This is a genomic window from Sphingobium sp. UBA5915, assembly GCF_002431195.1.
Lineage (GTDB): Bacteria > Pseudomonadota > Alphaproteobacteria > Sphingomonadales > Sphingomonadaceae > Sphingobium > Sphingobium soli.
In genome coordinates this window covers 202148-222869 of record NZ_DJDV01000053.1, presented here as the reverse complement: position 1 = coordinate 222869, position 20722 = coordinate 202148, and the positions used below count along the sequence as shown (strand labels likewise).

General features: G+C 64.1%; 15 protein-coding genes and 1 pseudogene. 8 read left to right on the top strand and 8 right to left on the bottom strand.

Annotated elements, in window-relative coordinates; all coding sequences use genetic code 11:
• The first annotated feature begins 62 nt into the window (after nt 1–62).
• From B2V90_RS08545 to B2V90_RS08510, 8 genes and pseudogenes are all read left to right on the top strand, one after another.
• The gene (locus B2V90_RS08545) at nt 63–1244 is read left to right on the top strand and encodes a CaiB/BaiF CoA transferase family protein (RefSeq protein WP_228221125.1); all 1182 of its coding nucleotides are present in this window, start codon (nt 63–65) and stop codon (nt 1242–1244) included.
• A gap of 11 nt (nt 1245–1255) precedes the next feature.
• On the top strand, nt 1256–2665 hold the full coding sequence (locus B2V90_RS08540; protein ID WP_228221291.1) for a 3-isopropylmalate dehydratase large subunit: 1410 nt from the start codon (nt 1256–1258) through the stop codon (nt 2663–2665).
• On the top strand, nt 2662–3282 hold the full coding sequence (leuD, locus tag B2V90_RS08535; protein WP_228221126.1) for a 3-isopropylmalate dehydratase small subunit: 621 nt from the start codon (nt 2662–2664) through the stop codon (nt 3280–3282). Before B2V90_RS08540 ends, leuD begins: the two co-directional genes overlap by 4 nt.
• Before the next feature lie 109 nt (nt 3283–3391).
• Nucleotides 3392–4807, top strand: a complete 1416-nt coding sequence (locus B2V90_RS08530; protein ID WP_228221127.1) for an MFS transporter — start codon at nt 3392–3394, stop codon at nt 4805–4807.
• Nucleotides 4808–5096: 289 nt separating this feature from the next.
• Nucleotides 5097–7325 carry a TonB-dependent receptor gene (locus tag B2V90_RS08525; protein ID WP_293920874.1) on the top strand — a complete coding sequence of 743 codons (2229 nt, stop codon included), beginning with the start codon at nt 5097–5099 and terminating at the stop codon, nt 7323–7325.
• Between the two features lie 50 nt (nt 7326–7375).
• Complete coding sequence (locus tag B2V90_RS08520) at nt 7376–8455, top strand: alpha/beta hydrolase (RefSeq protein ID WP_228221131.1); 1080 nt, start codon at nt 7376–7378, stop codon at nt 8453–8455.
• A gap of 44 nt (nt 8456–8499) precedes the next feature.
• A pseudogene (locus B2V90_RS08515) lies at nt 8500–9036 on the top strand (IS701 family transposase); the annotation flags it as partial.
• Nucleotides 9037–9208: 172 nt separating this feature from the next.
• Nucleotides 9209–9649, top strand: coding sequence for a hypothetical protein (locus B2V90_RS08510; RefSeq protein ID WP_228221132.1), 441 nt, complete (start codon nt 9209–9211; stop codon nt 9647–9649).
• Here B2V90_RS08510 and B2V90_RS08505 read toward each other — a convergent pair.
• From B2V90_RS08505 to B2V90_RS08470, 8 genes are all read right to left on the bottom strand, one after another.
• Complete coding sequence (locus B2V90_RS08505; RefSeq protein ID WP_228221133.1) at nt 9633–13352, bottom strand: conjugal transfer protein TraG N-terminal domain-containing protein; 3720 nt, start codon at nt 13350–13352, stop codon at nt 9633–9635. The genes B2V90_RS08510 and B2V90_RS08505 overlap by 17 nt on opposite strands.
• Nucleotides 13353–13365: 13 nt before the next feature.
• Nucleotides 13366–14751: a conjugal transfer protein TraH gene (locus B2V90_RS08500; protein ID WP_228221134.1), complete on the bottom strand. Its 1386-nt coding sequence runs from the start codon at nt 14749–14751 to the stop codon at nt 13366–13368.
• A 125-nt stretch (nt 14752–14876) separates the two neighbouring features.
• Entirely contained in the window at nt 14877–15476 is a 600-nt protein-coding gene (locus B2V90_RS08495) for a hypothetical protein (RefSeq protein ID WP_228221135.1), read from the bottom strand.
• Nucleotides 15473–16285, bottom strand: coding sequence for a conjugal transfer protein TraF (locus B2V90_RS08490; RefSeq protein WP_228221292.1), 813 nt, complete (start codon nt 16283–16285; stop codon nt 15473–15475). The genes B2V90_RS08495 and B2V90_RS08490 overlap by 4 nt, the downstream gene beginning before the upstream one ends.
• Before the next feature lie 29 nt (nt 16286–16314).
• The gene (locus tag B2V90_RS08485) at nt 16315–16914 is read right to left on the bottom strand and encodes a S26 family signal peptidase (protein WP_228221136.1); all 600 of its coding nucleotides are present in this window, start codon (nt 16912–16914) and stop codon (nt 16315–16317) included.
• Nucleotides 16886–17668: a type-F conjugative transfer system pilin assembly protein TrbC gene (locus B2V90_RS08480; RefSeq protein WP_228221137.1), complete on the bottom strand. Its 783-nt coding sequence runs from the start codon at nt 17666–17668 to the stop codon at nt 16886–16888. Before B2V90_RS08480 ends, B2V90_RS08485 begins: the two co-directional genes overlap by 29 nt.
• 22 nt (nt 17669–17690) lie before the next feature.
• Nucleotides 17691–18776 carry a conjugal transfer protein TraN gene (gene traN / locus B2V90_RS08475; protein WP_228221293.1) on the bottom strand — a complete coding sequence of 362 codons (1086 nt, stop codon included), beginning with the start codon at nt 18774–18776 and terminating at the stop codon, nt 17691–17693.
• On the bottom strand, nt 18776–20722 hold the full coding sequence (locus B2V90_RS08470; RefSeq protein WP_228221138.1) for a hypothetical protein: 1947 nt from the start codon (nt 20720–20722) through the stop codon (nt 18776–18778). Before B2V90_RS08470 ends, traN begins: the two co-directional genes overlap by 1 nt.

Here is a 20722-nt window from a genome sequence, read left to right as displayed (position 1 = left end):
CTTATTCAGGGGTCAGGAACAGCCGGGACGGACCGGACGATCGCGACAATGAGGAGTGCGCCATGGCGCCGGACGATCTGCCGCTCAGCGGCATCAAGGTTGTGGAATTCACCCATATGGTCATGGGGCCGTCGATCGGCGTGATCCTGGCCGACCTGGGGGCGGAAGTGGTGAAGATCGAGCCGATCGGCGGCGATCAGACCCGGCGGCTTCTGGGCTCGGGCGCGGGCTATTTCCCGATGTTCAACCGCAACAAGAGCAGCATTTGCCTGGATCTGAAAGCGCCCGAAGGGCTGGCGGCGGCGCGGGCGCTCACGGTGCAGGCCGATGTCCTGATCGAAAATTTCCGTCCCGGCACGCTGGCGCGGCTGGGGTTGTCGCGCGAGGCGCTGGCTACGGAAAATCCCGGCCTCGTCTATTGTTCGGCCAAGGGGTTTCTGGGCGGTCCCTATGAGAAGAGGACCGCGCTCGACGAAGTGACGCAGATGATGGGCGGCCTTGCCTATATGACTGGCCCGCCCGGCCGGCCGCTGCGCGCCGGGTCGTCGGTGATCGACATTACCGGCGGCATGTTCGGCGTGATCGGTATCCTCGCGGCGCTGCAAAAGCGGCACCGCACCGGCGCGGGCGGGGACGTCAAATGCTCGCTTTACGAAACAACGGCTTTCCTGGTCGGCCAGCATATGGCGCAGATGGCGGTCACCGGAAAGGCGGCGCAGCCCATGCCGGTCCGGGTGTCGGCCTGGGCGATCTACGACGTGTTCGATACCAAAATGGAGGGCGAGCAATTGTTCGTCGGCGTCGTCAGCGACGGCCAGTGGGTCACCTTCTGCCAGGCGTTCGGGCTGGACGCGCTGGGGGCGAATCCGGACTATGCGGTCAACAATCAGCGGGTGCTGGCGCGCGAGGTCATCCTGCCGCAGGTTCGCGCCCTGTTCGGGGCGATGGAGCGTGCCGAGCTCGTCGCCACGCTGGAGAGGATCGGGCTGCCCTTCGCGCCGATCACCCGGCCGGACGAGCTGTTCGACGATCCCCATCTCAACGCCGGGGGCCTTGTCGACGTGACGTTGGCGGACGGGACGGCGACGAAGCTGCCTACGCTGCCGCTGGAGCTGGACGGCGAACGGATGCAGGCCGGGCGAGACATTCCTCGCATCGGCGAGGATACCGACCGGCTGCTGGAACGGGCGGGCTATAGCGGCGCCGATATCGCGCGGCTCCGCGCCGCCGCCATCGTCGCGTGAGCGTGACGGATATGGCGCGCACGCTGTTCGACAAGATATGGGACCAGCATCTGATCGCCGACCTGGGCGATGGCACGGGCCTGCTCGCGATCGACCGCATCCTGTTGCATGAACGCACCGGCGGAGTCGCCTTGCAGAGCCTGGCGGAGGCGGGGCGCAGGCCGGTGATGCCGCGCCAGACCTTCGTGACGATGGACCATGTCGTCGACACGCTGCCCGGTCGGACCGACCGCACCATCATGCCCACGGGGCGCGACTTCATCGTCGCCACGCGGACAGCGGCGCGCGACGCGGGGCTGACGCTGTTCGACCTGGGCGATCCGGGGCAGGGGATCGTCCATGTGATATCGCCCGAGCAGGCGATCGTGCTGCCGGGCGTCACGCTGGTCTGCCCCGACAGTCATACCTGTTCGCAGGGCGCGCTGGGAGCGCTGGCCTGGGGCATCGGGTCGACCGAGGCGGAACATGCGCTGGCGACTGGCACGCTACGCGCGAAGAAGCCCAGGCGGATGCGGATCACCATCGACGGCGAACTGGCGACCGGGGTGACGGCCAAGGACCTGGCGCTCCATATCCTGCAACGCATCGGGTCCGCCGGCGCCAAGGGGCATGTGGTGGAATATGCCGGGGCGGCGGTCCGGGCGCTCGACGTCGAGGCGCGGTTGACGCTATGCAACATGGCGACCGAATTATCGGCTTTTTCCGGCATCATCGCGCCGGACGAGACGGCCTTCGCCTATCTCAAGGGGCGGACCTATGCGCCGACTGGCGCGCAATGGGACGCGGCTCTCGCCCATTGGCAGGCGTTGGCGGGCGATCCGGCCGCGTTGTTCGACAGCGACATCCTGCTCGACGCATCGGAGGTCGCGCCGATGTTGAGTTGGGGAACCAGCCCGCAGCAGGCGGTGCCGATCGCCGACGCGGTTCCCCTGTTCGAGCAAGTGGCGGGGCGGGACAGCCGCGAGGCTTATGACCGGGCGCTGAACTATATGGATCTCAATCCCGGCCAGTCGCTGCTGGGCCTGCCGATTGACGCTGCCTTCATCGGGTCCTGTACCAACAGCCGCATATCCGACCTGCGCCGCGCGGCGGCGCTGCTGCGCGGGCACAAGGTCGCGCCCGGCGTGCGCGCCATCTGCGTCCCCGGATCAACGGCGGTGAAGGCGCAGGCGGAGGCCGAGGGGCTGGATCGGATCTTTCGCGATGCCGGGTTCGAATGGCGCGAGTCGGGCTGTTCAATGTGCTTCTTCGCGGGGGGCGAGAGTTTCGGGCGGCAGGAGCGGGTGGTGACATCGACCAACCGCAATTTCGAAAGCCGCCAGGGACCGGAAACCCGATCACATCTGGCGTCGCCCGAAACCGTCGTCGCGTCGGCGATTGCCGGCGCCATCGCCGATCCCCGCCAGGTGAGCCACGCATGACGCCCTTCACCGAACTGACCGCCGTCGCAATGCCGTTGCTGCGCGACAATATCGACACCGACGCGATCATCCCGTCGCGCGAGATGAAGTCGGTGTCCAAGACGGGCTTGGCCGACGGGTTGTTCGCGGGCTGGCGCTATCTGTCCGTGGGTGGCCGGGACCGCAATCCCGACTTCATCCTGAACGATCCGGCCTTCGCTGCCGCGCAAATCCTGCTGGGCGGGGCCAATTTCGGCTGCGGATCGAGCCGGGAACATGCGGCCTGGGCGCTGGCGGAATATGGGTTCCGGGCCATCGTCGCCCCCAGTTTCAACCCGATCTTCCGCGGTAATTGCGTGCGTAACGGGATCGTGCCGGTCGAACTGCCCGCCGACATCATCGCGATGATCGCCGCGGCGGTCGTCGCCAAGCCGGATATCGCGCGGCCGACCGTCAACCTGGCCAATGGCTGGGTCGGTATACCCGATGGCCGGGCCTGGCCCTTTGCGTTGGAGGAAGAGGCTCGCACGATGTTGCTGGAAGGGCTGGACGCGATCGAACTGACGCTCAAGCGCGCGGCGGAGATCGTCGCTTTCCTGGACCGGGACCGGGCGTTGCGGCCTTGGGTCTATCTGTAGCATGGGGGCGCTATCCGACAGGCGATAATATCCCAGCCTGATCGCGCGTTGCCGGCGACATCATGCTTTTCTCGCCGCTTCACCTTATAGCGGATGCGTGTAACCGGCCATGAATCATCCCTTCCAACCCGATCCGTCCGCAGCGCAGAGCCTGGAAGCCGCGCCGCCCATGCCACTCAAGCTCTATATCGGCTGGAGTCTCGGCACGCTGGGGCTGACAAGCTTCATGGTCGGCAGCTACCTGCTGCTGCGCTTCATGACCGATTATATGGCGGTTCCGCCGGCGATCGCCGGGCTGGTCTTCGCCCTTGCCAAAATCTATGACGGCGTGGCCGATCCGATCTTCGGGTCGATCAGCGACCGGACGCGATCGCGCTGGGGTCGCCGTCGCCCCTATCTGTTCGCGGGCGCCTTCGCCTGTGGGTTAACATTCATGCTCGCCTTCAACGCGCCGATCGTCACCAGCCAAGCAGGCGCGGTTTCGTTGCTGGCCGTGCTCCTGGTACTCCACGCCACGTCCTACGCCGTCTTCGCGGTGCCGTATATGGCGATGCCGGCGGAAATGACCGACCGGCCGCACGAACGATCCAAGCTCATGTCCTTCCGGGTCGTCAACGGGTCGCTGGGCAATCTCGTAGGGGGATGGGCAACGGCGACGATGATCGCCTTTTTCGGCGGCGGACTGGTGGGGCACCGGGCGATGGGCATCGTCATCGGGATCACCATCTTCGCCGTGCTGATGGCCTGTTTCTGGCTTACCCGCGACGCGCGTCTGCGGGTCTATGATCCGCGCGGCCATGTGCCCTATCGCCAGCAATTGCGCAGCGCGATGCGCAACCGTCCTTTCATCATTCTGCAGGGCGCAAAGCTGATGCTGCTGAGCGCAGCGGCCCTGCATACCGCGTCGGCGGCTTTCTTCGTCCAGCGTCGGCTGGAAATGTCGGACGCTTGGCTCGGCACCATTTATGGCACGCTCACGATCGGCACGGTGATCGCCCAGCCTTTCTGGCTGGCCATGGCCCGCCGGTACGGCAAGCGCTCCACCTATACGTTCGGTGGCCTGTTCACCGCGCTGATCTGGCTTGCCTGGCTGCCGATGGGGCCGGGGACGCCGGGATGGCTGATCATCGCCATCGGCCTGGCCGCAGGACTGGGCAATGGCGGTATCGTCATGGTCAGCCAGTCGATGCTGCCCGATGCCATCGAATATCAGTATCTGAGCACCGGTCAGCGGATAGAGGGCAGCTTTGCAGGCCTCTACATCATGGTCGAGAAGCTCGGGCAGGCGATTGGCGCGTCCCTTGTCGGGCTGTTTCTGGGCCTGTTCGGTTATGTCGAAGCGCATGGCGGCGTCCAGGTGGCGCAGCCCAAAAGCGCGATTACAGGCATAACCCTCTGTTATTGCGTATTCTCAACGGCATTTCTGCTGATCAGCGTGCTGGCGATGCGCTTCTATCCGCTGGACGAACGCACCATGACATTGCGCGGGACGGCGACCCGGAATGATCGCACTGCGGATACTTGAGAGAAACGCCTATATCACGGCTTGCACGATAGCCAAGCTTACTCCGTGGCCGACGAAAGGTAAAAGCCGGTTGGACAATTAATAGTCGCAAGACAAATCCTGTGCAGGACAGGATTTTCAGAAATATTAGGGGCCGGGAATGAAAAATACGCGTCAAATCGAAAGCGTTATTGCTGTCTTGCTTGCAAGTGTCGCTCTGCCGACTGCTGGTTTTTCTCAAACTGACCCGGTAGATGAGCAGTCCGGTGTTGGTGAAATCGTCGTTACTGCGCGTAAGTCTAAGGAAACCTTGACCGATGTTCCGGTTGCGATCACGGCCCTGACCGGCGACGCACTAAATAAGCGCGGTATCACCGACGTTCAGGACCTTGCCGCCTTCACGCCCGGCTTTCGTTTTCAGAACCAGTCGGTCGGCCGCAACGACCGTGGCTACAAGCAATATAATATGCGCGGCATGGTGCCGAACAACGCATCCTCCGTCCGCCAGAACGTCACCATCTTCGTCGATGGCGCGCCGGTCAGCGGCGGCAACATCGCCGGTGTCACCGATGTCGAGCGGGTCGAAGTCGTCAAGGGGCCGCAGAGCGCCTTTTTCGGGCGCGGCACTTTTGCCGGCGCTGTCAACTTCATCACGCGCGAGCCCGGCTTTGACTGGGGCGGCACCGTCAGCGCTCAATATGAGCGTTTCAACAGCTATGACCTGAACGCCAGCGTCGAGGGCGGCATCATCGCCGACAAGCTGGCCTTCCGCTTGAGCGGGCGGGCTTATCATACCGATGGCCAGTACAAGGATTCGGTCTATTCCGACACGCGGCTGGGCCGACGCAACACCAAGTCGATCAGCCTCAGCCTGCTCGCCCAGCCGACCGAAAATCTGAAAATCCGTTTTTTCGGCGTCTATTGGAACGACAGCGACGGCCTGCCCGCCAACGCGCGCTACGGACAGGATCAATATGATTGCAATGCTGCGGGCGGCGCCACGAACAATTATATCTGCGGCGAACTGGGCAGCGTGCCGATGGGCAGCGCCACGTGGGCGCAATATATCGAGCCGACGGCCTATACCGCGCTTCAGAACGGGACGCTGCTGCACAAGAAGGGCTTTCTGGACCATCTGGGCCTGGAGCGCGACGCGCGGCAATTCCGCCTTTCCGCGGACTGGAACCTGGGCGACTTCACCGTCAGCGCGCTTGGCTCCTACGGCCTCAACAAATGGGGCTTCCTCCAGACCCAGTTCGGTGCGGACCTGCGCGGCATTCCCAATGTCGCGGCGACCGCCGCCAACGGTCGGCTGGGCTATGTCTATTCGCTGACCGAAGGCAATACGCGGGACGAGGACAAATATGTCGAATTGCGCGTACAGTCCCCGCAGGACAAGCCGCTGAAGTTCCTTCTGGGCGTCAACTATCAGAATCTGGAATATGACAATCTGACGACGTCCTACGGCACCACCGGCTATGTCCTGGCGACGCCGCGCGGATTGTCGGAAGCAAATACCTACAGCGCCTTCGGGTCGCTGACCTATGACATCATGGACAACCTGTCGATCTCGGCCGAGGGTCGCTACCAGATCGACAAGCAGTCGCAGACGACCTTCTCGACGACGACCTCTTATCTCGCCCATACGTTCAAGGCGTTCACGCCGCGCTTCATCGTCCAGTTCAAGCCCGATACGCGTTCGTCCATCTACGCCTCCTATTCGCGGGGCAATCGCGCCGGCGCGTTCAACAGCGTCTATTATGCGCAAAATGATTTCGTGAAGGCGCAGATCGACGCGGCAGCGCCGGTCCAGGGCATTGTGCCGGAAGAAAAGCTGTGGATGGGCGAAGTCGGTTACAAAGCGCAACTGTTCGACAATCGCGTTCGGATCCTGGCTGCCGCCTATTATGGCAAATGGACCGATCGCGGCATTCCCAGCGCCATCCCGATCTATACCGACGCCGCAGCCCAGGCGACCGGCGTTACCAACGGAACGGTGGTCATCACCGCGCCGGGCGGCCGGGTCGAGGTCAAGGGCATCGAGTTGGAGACGACCTTTAAGGCGACCGACAATCTGCTGCTCGAAGGCACGTTCAACATTGCCGACACGAAAATCCTGAACACCTACAGTTCGGACGCCTTCGCCCTGACCGGCAATGGAACCCCCTATGGTACGCAACTGCCCTTCTATCCCAAGATCACGGGGACCGCGTCTGCCACCTACAGCCGGCAGATCGGCATCTTCGACGCCTATGTGCGTGGCGATGTGATCTATACCGGCAAACAGTATGAAACCGAAGCGAACCTGGCCTATACGGCGCCGGCCGCGACGGTGAACCTGCGCGTCGGCGCGGAGTGGGACGGCAAGCGGGTCGAATTGTTCGGAACGAACATCTTCAATAACAAGACGCCGACCAGCCTGGCTAGGGGTACCTACGCCACCTATACGGCGGCGGGGATCGCGACCACGCGCAACGCCATCACAGTGTCGCTGCCGGATCGCCCGAGCTACGGGATCAAGGTCAGCACCAAATTCTGATCGGACGGCGGGCCGGAGCAATGCTCTGGCCCTTTTCCATGGGGAAATACATGATCCGAATGATGCGGGGATTCCGCGCGATATTGGTGCTGTCGGCAGGGCTTGCCCTGACCGGCGCGGGGCCGGCCCAGCCGGGCGCGATCGACTATTCCCTCGCGCCACAGGCGCCGCAGCCTTATCCGCAGCTGATGTTCACGCTGGACGGTGGCGTGCGCGGGATCGCCGATCTGACCTACGCCACCCAATATGGCTATCGGCCGTTGCGACTCGACCTTTATCTCCCGCCCGCAGATCGCCCCATACCCAAGACCGGGCGGCCGGTGATCGTCTATGTCCACGGCGGGGGCTGGGTGATCGGCAACAAGCGCCAGCCCGACTTTCACGGCCATTTCCTGCAAACCATGGCGGCGCTCGCGCGGCGGGGCTATATCGTCGCGTCTATCGAGCACAGGCTGCGCGAGGAGTCGGGCTTCCCGGCAGCGACGCAGGACGCCAAGTCGGCGATCATGTGGCTGCGTAAGAATGCGGCAAGCTATGATATCGACGTCAACCGGTTCGCCATTTGGGGGGGATCGTCAGGCGGCAATATCTCCGGAAATGTGGCGGTTAGTTGCGGAGTAAAGGCGCTCGATCCGGTCTTTTCCGCCTATACCCCAAAAGGCGCTACCCCGCCGCCCGATCCGCTCGCCGGCTATTCCAACTGCGTTCAGGCCGCCGTTGCCTGGTACGGGGTGTTCGACTTCAACACGCTCAAGGCGCAGGTCATTCCCGGCGGCGACTCGAATTTCGACGAGCCGACATCTGCCGCTTCGCGCTATCTGGGATGCGCCATCCAGTCCTGCCCGGCGGACCGGCTGAAAGCCGCTAACTCGGTCGCTCTGGTCGATGCGGGAGATCCGCCGATGCTGTTGATCCACGGCACGGGGGATACCAATATTCCCTACGGCCAGTCTGTGGAAATGGACAAGGCGCTCAAGGAAGCGGGCGTTTCCTCCATGCTCCTTCTGATTCCCAATTCGCTCCATGGCTTTCGGGCGAAAAACGACGATGCGTCCGCAGCGGACATGCGCAAGGCGCTCGAGGCTACTTTCGCCTTCTTTGAGGAGACCATAGGTCAAGGAGGGCGTTGAGCCTTTCCGGTTCCCGTAGGGCGTTTCTGCGCAACAATAGCGTTGTCCCTGACAGCTCCTCACTCGCCGCTCACAAGATGCTGGACAGTGCCAAATGGCGCCAGGTCAGCTGGCGGCGCGGGACAAAGGGCCGACTGTCCGCGCGCTTTGCCGCCATGCGCGTCCGCGTCGCCGATGGCGCGCCCCAACGCATCAGCGCCTCAGGAGCGCAGCATATGCCCGGTGAAGAGGTCTGGCTGGTCGGCGAACATCGCTCGAATGACGAACGAAAATACTATCTCTCCAACCTGCCTGCCCACATACCGATCAAACAACTGGCAGGGGCGATCAAGGCGCGATGGATCTGCGAGCAGGCCCACCAGCAGCTCAAGGAAGTGCTTTGTCTCGATCATTTCGAGGGCCGATCATGGACCGGGCTTCACAGGCACGGCCTCATGACAATGATCGCCTACGCTTTCCTGCAAACCCGAATAGTGACTGCGGAGAAAGTTTTGCAGTTGAGGGTTGCCCGAAGATCTCGTTTGAGCCGGAGTCAGACCAAATCGAGGAAGTGGACCAATGGGCTGGAGCCGTATAGCTAACCCCTGTCAGATCCTTTCTTTCTACTCTTGTTGTAACCCGATCAACCACGCGGTCATGGGTCGCTCCCGAAGCACGCTTTAGCTTGCCATGAACCGTATGAAGCGGAGCAGGAGAGAATTCTTTGTTATGTTTGCAAAAGGTAATTCGTAGGTATAGAATTGGGAAAATGCTATGCAAATCGACAACGAAACTGATGGTTTGATCAGTGGTTGCTCGCCTCTACGGCTTAGCGATTGCCTTTGGCGTCCTTGGCATGCGAAGCTCTGGTGGAGCGGTGTGCTCGTTTATTGGCTGGGCATGCTCGCGTCTCTCAAGATAGAGGCCTTGACCGAGGTTTATCATTCGGCTGCCGGTGGATATCTAGTCATCTTGTTCTATCCGCCGATTTTGGCCTTTGTCCTATCCTTTGGATTTATCAAATGCTGTTTGAGCCGCTTGCCTGCTGCTGCTGGGGATGATGAGATGGACGAGGAGGAATATTGGAAAAAGCGGAGGCTTGGCCCATCAGGTATGCCGAAAGAGGTGGATCCGCTTGAGCCAAGTTCAGGTACATTTTGGATCGGCAACCCTTTGAACCCGCTCAATCTGGGCAACATCAATCGCGGGTCTTGAACTCGGGGCTCCCATCCGTGGGGCCATGCCCCAGATCTATGGAAAGTCGGCCCGTGCGAAGAATCGACGATTGCTCCAGAGATGTAACCGGCGCGGTAATGTCAGTGGTTCCCCGACCGCTATCGGCTTCGCGCAAATATCTGTTCCGTAGGCCATGCGGGCCAAGGATATCAGTTGCGAGGTGACTGGCGAACGCTTCTGCGGGGTTGCGAGTTTTGGATGCAGCGCGCTCGGCATTTGAAATCGCGTGTCTAATATCATAATTTACCACGCTGAGTTGAGCGCTTGCAACTTCATTGGTCGACCCTGTCTCCTGGCTTGAAAAGCCAATCGATCCTCCCACTCGGCCGGCGGCTGCATTCGACTTTGCTCTGCCGCTCGGGCCACGAACATGCGATGTAGAACCTCCAATCTCACTCTGCGCTGATACGCTGAACGTATTCTGATCTTGCGCAGTTCGACCGATCGAACGATCCCAACCCGTCTGCGCCATGATCGCCTGCACATCCCGCTGCAGCGTATCCGCGACCTGGGGCTTCAAGCGCCAATCGCCCATCCTGTCCATTTCGAACCCGCCCTTGAGCCAGTTAGCCATGGCTGCGCGACCTTCCACGCCACCGCCCATGAAATGCTCGATCGTATCGGGACCGGCCTGCTTGCCCGCCTCGAACCGCGTGCTGGTGTCATTGCGGGCGGATTTCTCGAACCTGGCGCTGCTCGATACCAGCAGGTCATTATGGGCAAGACTGAACCGTGCATGGCCGCCATTGGCGACCGCGCCAAGCTGGCTCTCGTTGAGCAGGCCCGCCTTCCACATCTGCGTTGCGGTCGCGGGTGTCAGGTTGAGGCTGAAATCGCCATTCTGGCCCATGGCGATCTGCCGCTTGCTCATCTCGATGCCGTTGGCGCGCAGCAGCCCCTGCATCCGCGACAGGCGCTCGCGTTCAACGATGCTGGTCATCCGGGCGTTCCGTGCCCGGTCGGCAATGCCGTCGGCACCGCCTTCCGCCATATCGAGCTGGTTACCGCTGGCGTCGGCAAGCGTCCGGATGAAGCTGTCGAGACGGGCGGCTTCGCGCGTGGACATGCCCGCCGCTTCGGCGCCCTGCGCAAAGCCAAAATTCTCCGATTGCCGTCGCTGTTCGCCGATCCGGGCGGCGCTGCGGGTCCCGTCATGGCCGACCTCGCGCTGGGCATCGAGCTTGCCCGACCGCTCGGCAAAGTCGTAGCCGGCAGCCTCCTTGGTCCGTCCATAGACGCTCGATCCCTCGCGCGCCGCCTCGGCGGTCGCCCCGTCTGCGGTGCCGAGGTCCGTCGCGGCCTTGTAGGTCTCGAGCGCCTTGGTTACCTGGGCCTCATCGCGGCCAGTGGCGCGGGAGAGCTGCGTGATGGCGGAGGAGCGCGCTTCGCCGGAAAGGGCGTTAATGAAGGCAATGCGACGGCTCATCTCGTCAACGGGCAGGCCCAGCATGGCGGCGGCGTTGCGCTGGCCTTCATTGCCACCCGTGCGGTGGGCCTGTTCGGTCGCGACATTGCCGCGCTCCACACGTGCAACCCTGTCTCCCGCATAGTCGCGCCGCCCCTCCATAGCACCGACCTGCACCTGCGCTGCCGTCAGGTCATTGCGAAGCATCGCCTCCTGGGCGAAGCTATTGGCGATCAGTTTCGCGAACGTCGGATCGGCGCTGGCCTCGGCCACGACGCCGCTCGCCTTAAGTTCGGCATCTTGGTTCCCATAACCGGCCCGTTCAAAATGCCGGGTGGCCTGCTGCATCATCATGCCATAGGCGCGGGTGTCCCCGAACGCTCGCCACTGAACCAACCCCTGGGTGAAGGCGCCGAACGCCTTCTCGCCGGCCTCGCCCGCGCCAAAATAGCGGTTGCCGAGGGTCCGCAGCGCATCCTTCTCGGCAAAATTGTGGATGGCGCCCGTAGCTGCCGCCGCGCGAACCGCGCTGATCGTTGCCGGGTCGCCCAAGTCCCGGCCATCAAGCGCGGGCGCAAGGCCGCCCATCTCGCGGGCGGCATCGAGCGCGCCAAGCCCCATCGCCGCGCCACCGGGCGCGCCAGTGCCATGGGATGCCGCGACCGCGCCCGCCGCGCCGAAGCCGCGATTGGCGCCGAAGCTCGATCGCTCGCCAAAATCTCCGAAGGTCGACGCTGCGCCACGGCGCGCGCCCGTGCCCATGGCCGAGGCCTGCGCCTCCAGCGCGGAGGCGAGGCCCTCGGAGGTGGACACGCCAGCGGCGGCAGCCGAGCCCTGCGCCTGGACGCCCAGCGAGCCGCCGGTGAAGGAGGAGAAGACATTACCGGAAAAGCGGAAGACGGTGAACACGAACGCACCGGCCAGGCCTGCCGCCGCCGTGCGGAAGCTCCCGAAGATCGCCAGCGCCTTCATGGCGGAAGAGGGAGCCAGCATCCAGGCATTGGCGCCCAGGTGGTTTGAGCGCATTTCGGCGAGCACCGCCATTGCCCGGCCCAGCGTCAGCTGATAGATGCCCGCATCGATGACGCCCCAGAGCGCCACGAATACGAACAACCCCAGCGCGAAGCTCGCGACCCGAAGGTTGATGGGGGTGAGGATGAACAGGAGGGCGATCGGCATCATGAAAAGCATGATCCCGAACACGGTCGCGCGGATCGTCGGCATCCATTCATTGGCGGTGGACATGGTCGCCAGGCCGCCTGCGACGACGGCCCGGTTGGCCATCACCCGCGAGGCGGTCGCCGGACTGTCCTCGAACAATATATCGCCGACGCTGGTCCCCAGCAGCACATCGGTGAGGAAGGCCTGGGCGGTGAGCGGCGTGCCCAGCATCATGTCGCCCATCTCGGAGAGATTGCGGCGACAGCGGGCGAGCTGGTCGGGCTTGTCGATGTCATAGCCAGTGCGCTGGCAGACCTGCGCCGAATAGCCTTCGAACACAGCAGGGTCGGACAGCCGGTCCGCGATATGCTCCCAGGCCTCGTTGCAGCTGACCGTCGTCCCGCCCTTGTCGACAGCGGTGAAGACCGTGCTGAATGTCGCCGGCCCCGCCATCTCCGCGAAAGAGGCAGGGAGGTCGGTGCTGGTGCGGAACAACTGGTCATCATCGATCCCGTATGCGGGCGAGACCCGGGCGACCGGATAGCATTGGCGGACATAATCTTTGATCGTCGCATCGAGAAAGGCGTCGGTCATGGGACCGCGCGGGCTCACCGCATTGAGGAACAGGTCGAAGGCATGGCCGCCCGCACCGAACTCGAGCTTGGCGTGGGGGTCGAGCGTATTGTCGTCGATCGTCTCGGCGAGCGCCCGCTCCATCATGTTGGTGACGCCGGCCACCAGGACGATGAGATTGGGGACGTCGCCGACCGGCTGATAGGCATTGCGCACCCGGTCATAGACATGGACGGTGCCGGTGGTCGCAACCAGGCCGACGAACAGGCCGATCCCGACCAGCATCTGGAGGCCGAAGGCGACAAGGCCCATGCCGGTGCCGCGGATCATGGCGAGCACGGCACCCAGCGCGAGGCCCACCACCGCGACGATCAGCACCAGCGTCTCATAGCGGGGATCGGCGAAGATCATCGAGACGAGGCGGAAGGCATCGACCGTCTCGGCAAAGCCGTCATAGGTGTGGAAGCTCGTCTCCAGCGCCAGGGCGGGGGAGGCAATCGAGATCGCCGTCAGGCTGGCGAGGGTGCGGGCAAGGCGTTGCATCGACTGTCCCCAATCAGCGGTTGCGATTGGCGGCGGCACCGGCCGCATCGCGCGCGTCCCGGTCGCGCTGGCGGATTAGGCCCGCATAGCCGGTAGAGAGATTGGCCTGGGAAAGGGCGGCCAGATAGGATTGCCGCATCTGCGCCCGCTGGCGCAGCACCTCCTCACGCAGGTCTCGCAGTTGCTCGATCCCCTTGGTGAGAATGCGGGTCTGGCAGATATTGGCGCTCGTCCCGTCGCTGGCGCCCGCGGCATTGGTGCCGCGCTCCGCGTTGGAGAGCGCGAAATCGATGCTGCGCGAAAGGTCGTTCAGCATCTGATAGGCAAGGGTCAGCGCAACCAGTTCTTCGGTATCGCCGATCACCGAATCCACCACATCCTGCCGCACGCCCCATTCGAGCACGCGGTAGACCGGCAGGGTGCGGACATTGGCGACGAACCGCCGTTCCTCGGCCGAAAGCGCTGCGCGGGTGCTGATTTTCTCGGCGATGGCGGTCATGCGCTCGCGTGCGAGCGCCAGCGCGCCCTTGCCGCCATCCTGGGTGCAGTCGGCGACGGTCGGTGGCATGGCGAGCGCACGGCGCATCACCCGGCCGCTCAGGAAATCATCGGAGGATTCGGTATCCTGCGCCGCGCAGGCGGGGATCGCGGCAAAGAGCGGCACCTTGTCGGTCGCGTCCCAGCGCATATAGACGTCGCCCACCCGGGCGCGCATCACGCCCGCCCAGTCCGACGCGCCAACGCGCGAGGCGGCATGGGCGAGCAGCGATCCGGTGCGGAAGATGTCGGTCACTTCGGCCGGGCAGTTGGCGAGCGCGTCCTTCAGATCCTCGGTCGGACTATTCCCGTTCGCCTGGATCTTCTCGCGGCTCTGCTGATAGCTTTTGGCGTAACCTTCCTTCACCGACTTGTAGCCGGTCATCTCTTCGATGATGCCCGACATATTGTCGTCGCTCCTGGCGATCTGAACCATTCGGTTAGCGAGGCGGCAGTCGTTGACCTGGATGGAATTCAAAAAATTGGTGGCCGCCTCCATCTTTGAGATGATGTTGCCCATCTTCTCGTCGAGCGTCTCGAGCAGATATTGAAAGGCGACGGCGGGCGCGGCCTGGAGGATGCTTTCGAGCTTCTGGACGAGATAGTCAGGGTCAAGGAAGGACATGCCGCCAAGGAACATGTCGATGCCGCCGCATCCCGCCTTCACCTTGGGAAGGGTGAGGCTGGTCAGATAATCGCTATGGACATCGATCCGGCCCGACATGCCGCCGGCGGTCACATAGCCGCGGGTCTGGTCCTCGAAGCTGCCGGGGCTGGTGTAGGTCACATTGTCGAACCAATGTTCGGCCCAGCTTTGTGCATGGGCCGGCGCGGCGGTGAGGCCGCAGCTTGCGACCAGCATTGCCCCTAGCAAGGGAGTGGGGCGGCAAAGGCGAAGGTTAAAAAAAGCAGCGGCAAGGGCGGCGAGGACCATGGCGGACTCCGAAAGCATAGGGGAGGAAGGAGAAAGACCGAGCCCGCCATTGCTCAGCCTTTCCGACGATGGGAGAGTGCGGATTGCGCGGGTAGCCCGACGATCCCGGTGAATTTGGCCATGGCGCGCACGCCGACGGCCGGACGTACGCCGGTCTGCATCTTGATGCCGAGATAGAGATTGCGCGCGATATTGACCGCATGATCGGTCCCGATCGCCATTGGCAGGGTGCGGCCGCTGTCGGAGACCGGGCGTAGCCAGAGGATCGGATGGCCGATCCAGGGGAGGCCCAGCCGCCCCGATCGCAGCATGGCTTCCGGTTCGCCGATCGTGCGGACGGTCAGTCCGTAGCGGGACTTGAGCGCAAGCAGCCTGGACCAGAGATCGCCGCAAGGGACGCAGCCGGGGGTGGTACTCATCTCGATCACGAACGCCGTACCCTGGCCCTTCAACGTCGCGTCGAAGTCGGGGGGATAGTCGCGGGTTTGCGGAACCCGTTTTAGCCAGCCTTGCATCTCCGCCTGGGTTGCAACGGGATGGATGGCGGCGCGCGCGGCAAGGGTGCGATCCGGCGCGGCACCAGAAACGTGGATTGGGGCAAGTACCAGCATCGGCAGAATGGCGAAGATCGTGATGATCGCCGCTTTCTTCATGGCCGCGCTCCTGTTGCGCCCGCGGCGGGATCACCCGCCGCCACCGGCCCGTTAGCCAGCGCATCGAAGAAGCCATTCTCCTCGCCCGCGCCGGTCAGAAATTGTTCGGGCCGTATATCGCCGGAAAGAAGCTTGACCGCCTGATAGGCGGTCTGGATCAGCGTCGGGAACGCCTCGACCCCGTTGGCAATAACCATCCGCTGGCTCGAATTGCGGCGGATGACCATGGTGGTGGGGGTCACCTCGACGCCGAAGCGGGTGCCAAGCTCCGGTTTCTGGTCGAGATCCTGCCGCATCACCTGCCAGCCCGTCTCCTCCTGGAAGCGCTGGATGATCGGCCATTGCACCCGGCAATAGCCGCAGGCGGCGCGCGAGAACATGACCAGCGCGAACTTGCTGCCGCGCGAGCGGAGGTAGGAGCGACGAACCGCGTCCTTCTCCGCGCCCAGCGCGTCGCGCGCGTCGCCGACCATGGGATTGGCGGACTTGGCGCTGAGTTCCGGATGGGCGAGCATGGCGAGCTGCGTGACGCCGGCAAAGGCGCGGGCCTTGCGGCGGGCAAAATCCTGCAGCCGCCAGAAGTCCGACACCGCCTCGACCGTCAGCACGGTTGCGGCATAGTCGCGCTGCTCGACGATGAGCCTGGCGATCCGAGGCGGCGACCATCTGGCAAGCTCGGCGATGGGCGGGATGACGGGCGCCTTGATGTCCGCTGCGCCGGGCTCAGCCGGGTCGGGCTTGGCGACATACCACCAATATCCCTGTCGCGCCGGAGGTTCCTGCGCGACCGCCGGGAGGGACAGCAGCATGGTCAGCGCCGTCGCAAGGATGCGCGCCTTCACAGGATTTGCTCCATGCGGGTCAGGCGCTCGATCCGCACCGGTCCGAAATAGCGGCTGTCAAAACCGCCGGCATGATCGGAGCCGACATAGATATAGCCGGGCGGGATCGGACGATCGGCCCAATGGAGAGCGCCCAACGCCTGTCCGTTGCGGCCGAAGGGACGGGTGGCGCCAAGGAAGCTGCGCCCGCAATAATACCAGCTGCGCTTCCCCGGCTTGCCGTCGACCGCCGGGCGCTCGATCTCGCGGAGCCGTTCGCCGGGCAGGCAGAGAGCGCGCTTGGTGACGCTGACGGGCCTCGGGCCAGCGACCGGATGAGACAGCATGAACTGAACGAGGTCGCCCCTGGCGATCGGCCCGGGCGCAGGCCTGACCGCCCAGGCGTCGATCGACGGGCTCATCACCAGCGTCACCTGGGAAAGGCCAACCCAAGTGAGCGAAGCGACGGGCAGGATCACCGCCAGCATCGTCCAGAAGCGCCGACCACTGGCCGGCTGATCCCCCACCGCGCCGCCCAGCGCCAAGGCGGCGTCGGCGGGAAGCGTCCTGAGTCGGGGCCACGCGGTCCTAGCGGCGAGACAGGCGAGACGCAGCATCGCGGACCTCTTCCTTGCCGCCGAGGCGGGCATATTCTTCGATCAGCCCCGACAGCGCGGCATCGCCATAAACGATATGGCTCGCGCGGGGGCCGCTCTCCTCGTCGCGCTCGCAATAGGGAAGGGTGGGATCGCCCGGCACCATCGCGAAGGCAGGCACGCGGGTCACGCCATGCTGGCGGAACAGGATCGGGTCGACGACGATCTGGACATTGCGCATGGCGCAGGCCGGTCCTTCGCATCCCGGATCAAGACGCAGGATTTGGGCGCTAAGCTTCGCCATCGGGCCGATGCGGGAAAGGCCGCCGGGCACGCCGCGAAAGGCAATGACGCCGCCTGCCTTTTCAAGCTGCGCAACATAAGTGCGCAGGGTCGGGATCGGCATGGAGGAGGAAGCGAAGATCAGCGGGACCCATGCCTTGCTTGCTGCGGTGGGAGAAGGCTCTGGCATTGCCGGATCATCGGGGAGAGCGAGGCCGAGCGCCTGGTAAAGCCTGGCCTGCATGGCGTCATGCTCTGCTGCCAGGCGCTCGGTCGCGGCTGCTTTGTCCGCTTTCACCCGCGCTTCTATCTCGGGGAAACGGCCCCTGCGCCCGAGCGCGTCGAAAGCCCGCCTGCGCATCGCTTCGCCCGGGACGGGGATGGACGTTAGACCCGCCTGTGCGTTCGTCGGCGTCGGCGGCTCGGCATCGACCGGTTCGGCGGCGCCTGCCGGGCTGGCAACGCCAATCGAGGCGAATGCGAGCAGCAGCATGGGCCTGAGCCGTCGCCGCCGGTCAGGGCGTGATGGTGCGTAGATAGTCATCAACCTTGTCCTTCATGTCGATCTGGATATCGGATTGGGCGCGGGCCTCGATGTCGGCATAATATTCGGAGAGATCCATCCGGCTGAAATCGAGCGCCTGGAACTCTTCCGCCGAAAAGCCGCGGCAATAGGGATGTTTGGGGGTGCCCCAGCCAAGCTCATTGAAGGCGGCGAGCTGGGGCCGGCCCTGTTCCTGGATGATCCGGCCGAGCTTCGTGTTGAAGCAGCAATGGCCGATCGCCTTCTGGATGCAGACGCCAAGGATGCTCGACGCGCAATAGCTGCCGACCTCATGGCACATGTCCGAGCCCCGCAGCATGCCGGTTTCCATATCCTGTTGGTCGCAGCCCTGGAGCAGCAGCTCGATCATGTAATTGACAGCCAGGCTGATCGCGATCGAGGTGGGATCGATGCCCACGATGATCGCGTTGGCGCCCGCGCTCGCCGCCTCGCTCGCGGTCGCGCCGGCCTTGAAGGCGGTATAAGCCGCTTTCATGCCGGTGAAGACGCCCTTGGCGATGGCGATCTTGGTGGTGATCGAGCTGAGCGAGCCGCCCATCCCGTCCTTCACGATCTTGCCCTTATCCTTGCAGCAATTCTGGAAGGTGACACTGGCGCCAGGGGGGCGGCAGCGCAGCGCGCGTCCCCCGAATATCTCGATGGTGCCAAGGCAATTGCCTTCGGCGTCGACCGGCCCGTCGGCGGGCGCGCCCGGATCATCGACCAGCTCTTCGGTCTCAATCGGGGTGACGCTTGTATTGATGCAGCTATGGGGCGAGCAGGCGGGCACAGCGCCGCCGGCCGGGGTGAGGCAGGCATAGGCCGCGCCGAGAGGGCAGCCATAGGCGCCGCTGCTATCCGCCACGCAATCGACCTTGCCGATAGGACAGAGCGGGCTGCCATCGGCTGTCGTCAGGCATTGTGCCATTTCGCCCGCGTCGGCGGCATCGCCATTGCCGTTAAGGTCGGCGGCGCAAAGCTGGGCAGCATGGGTCGGGGACGCCAACGCTCCAAGGGAGAGGGGCGCTATAGCGCAGGCGATGGCGAGGCGGCGCATCATCGACTGGCCGCCGTGCAGGCCAGATCGGAACCGGCGAGCCGCACGGTCTGCATCATGACCACCGCCTCGGGAAAATCATCGAGGCAGCCACAGTTCGAGACGATCTCTTCGCCCGGGCCCAGCGGACAGACATTGTCGCTGGTGCAGACATGATAGAAGCTGTCCCAGCCTACCGGCACATTCTGCTTCTGCGCGACGGTTCCGGCCGGCCCGACGCCGCTATTGGCGCTGGGCGCGCGGGTCTTGCAGACGGCCTCGCAGGCCGCCACCGTGGGGCGATCGGGCAGGGTAAAGGCGCGAGTGGTCTGGCTGAGCGACCCGTCGGTGCCACGCGTCTGATCGGCGAGCAGCGTCTCGGTGGAATGGTCGATGATATAGGCGGCGCGTGAAAGATCGGGCTGCGTGATGCCCGATGTGTCGATCAGGCAGCCGTAGCGCCGGGTTCGCAGGAAAAAGTCGCGGCTATATTGGTAGGTACATTGTCCCGTGCCGAACAGCCTGGCCTGGGGCAAGGGCTTGAGCCCGGTATTGACGCCGTTGCGGACTGTCTCGACGCCATCGACATCCTCCTGGGTGAGGCGGCAGGCGGTATCGCCCGCATAGCCTGCGCACAGATCCACCAGTCGCTCGGAGACCTCGCAGTCGGTATCGACCTGGACCTCGACAGTCACATAGCCCCAATTGCCGCCGCCCCCGCCGCGCACGCGCGCGCCGACCGTAGTGGCGCCGGACTTGAGCCTGTGGGTGAAATCGATGGGTGTGCGATTATACCAGGGATCGTCGCTGACGCGGCAGTCGCCCGAGGGCAGGGCGTCGCCAAGCCAGGGCCGCTTTCCGGCATAGCCCACGACCACGTTGTTGATCCGGGCCTGGACCCAGTCATCCGCGCCCATCTCGACGATCCGCGCCGAGCGGATGCGCGCGGGAAGGATCGGCGTGAAGGTGACCGCATAGGCGGGTGGGCTGCTGCCGCAATTGCCCGCGCCCCGAATCTCGAACCGGAGGCAACCGGCGCCGCAACTGCTGGTCGACGTGATGGAGCCGCTGGCCGCGACGATATCTTCAAAATCCCAGGCCTTGACGCTGATCTCGCGCTCGATTGTGCAACTGCGCGACTCCTCCGCCTTGCCATTGCCGGCGGGTGAGGCGGCGAGCGCGGTGAAGACCGAACTTGCCTGTGATGCCGAAGACGCGTCGCCGCTGATCGCGGTCGGATTGGCGCGATAGCTGGTGGCCGCGACCTGCGGCGCAACTGTGCAGGCAGTGGTCTGCGCGCCTGTATAGCGGATGACCGGTCCCTCGATACTGGCCTGCGCGACGCCGATCCTGGGATCGGCGGTCGTGAGCGCGCCGACGACCCCGCCGCCCAGATCCTTGAGCACCGAGGGCAGATTGCCCGCAACGAGGTTGGCGCCGCAGCTGGCATTGACGCAATAGCAGCCGGAAAGTGCGGGCAGCTCGACCTCAGCAAGTTTGACGTCGCCGGACGCGGCGACGTCCCATTGGAAGGACCGGCAATTGTTCCATGTTCCCTGATCGCAGGACATGATGCCATTGGCGCAAATGCCCGAGACCGGAACCGGCACGGTCAGGTTGGTATCGAAACTGCCATTGAGATCCTTGTCCTGCGCGATCGAGAGATGGGTGATGTCGCCGGATGCACCGGGCTGTACCAGCAATTCGAGCATGGTGGTGCTCTCTTGGCAGGCGAGATTGGGGGTGAAGCTGCGGCTCTTGTCGACCGTGCTCACCGGCTGGTTGGCTAGGCCCGGCGTCAGATAATTGCTGGTAATCGCCTCGCTGTCCGATGATTTGGCGCGCGATGCCGCCGCGGCGGCCCGCGCCCGTGCATCCATGTCCTGCGCGCTGGCCGTTTGCGCCTGTGCTGTCGGGGCGAGCAGCACGCAGAGGCCGGCCAGGCTGGTGGAGAGTCTGCGCTTCAT

Bases quoted from the DNA above. Each gene is read 5' to 3' on its own strand.
- B2V90_RS08545 (WP_228221125.1), top strand. From the start codon at position 63: ATGGCGCCGGACGATCTGCCGCTCAGCGGCATCAAGGTTGTGGAATTC.
- B2V90_RS08540 (WP_228221291.1), top strand. From the start codon at position 1,256: ATGGCGCGCACGCTGTTCGACAAGATATGGGACCAGCATCTGATCGCC.
- leuD (WP_228221126.1), top strand. From the start codon at position 2,662: ATGACGCCCTTCACCGAACTGACCGCCGTCGCAATGCCGTTGCTGCGC.
- B2V90_RS08530 (WP_228221127.1), top strand. From the start codon at position 3,392: ATGAATCATCCCTTCCAACCCGATCCGTCCGCAGCGCAGAGCCTGGAA.
- B2V90_RS08520 (WP_228221131.1), top strand. From the start codon at position 7,376: ATGATCCGAATGATGCGGGGATTCCGCGCGATATTGGTGCTGTCGGCA.
- B2V90_RS08510 (WP_228221132.1), top strand. From the start codon at position 9,209: ATGCAAATCGACAACGAAACTGATGGTTTGATCAGTGGTTGCTCGCCT.
- B2V90_RS08505 (WP_228221133.1), bottom strand. From the start codon at position 13,352: ATGCAACGCCTTGCCCGCACCCTCGCCAGCCTGACGGCGATCTCGATT.
- B2V90_RS08500 (WP_228221134.1), bottom strand. From the start codon at position 14,751: ATGCTGGTCGCAAGCTGCGGCCTCACCGCCGCGCCGGCCCATGCACAA.
- B2V90_RS08495 (WP_228221135.1), bottom strand. From the start codon at position 15,476: ATGAAGAAAGCGGCGATCATCACGATCTTCGCCATTCTGCCGATGCTG.
- B2V90_RS08490 (WP_228221292.1), bottom strand. From the start codon at position 16,285: ATGCTGCTGTCCCTCCCGGCGGTCGCGCAGGAACCTCCGGCGCGACAG.
- B2V90_RS08485 (WP_228221136.1), bottom strand. From the start codon at position 16,914: ATGCTGCGTCTCGCCTGTCTCGCCGCTAGGACCGCGTGGCCCCGACTC.
- B2V90_RS08480 (WP_228221137.1), bottom strand. From the start codon at position 17,668: ATGCTGCTGCTCGCATTCGCCTCGATTGGCGTTGCCAGCCCGGCAGGC.
- traN (WP_228221293.1), bottom strand. From the start codon at position 18,776: ATGCGCCGCCTCGCCATCGCCTGCGCTATAGCGCCCCTCTCCCTTGGA.
- B2V90_RS08470 (WP_228221138.1), bottom strand. From the start codon at position 20,722: ATGAAGCGCAGACTCTCCACCAGCCTGGCCGGCCTCTGCGTGCTGCTC.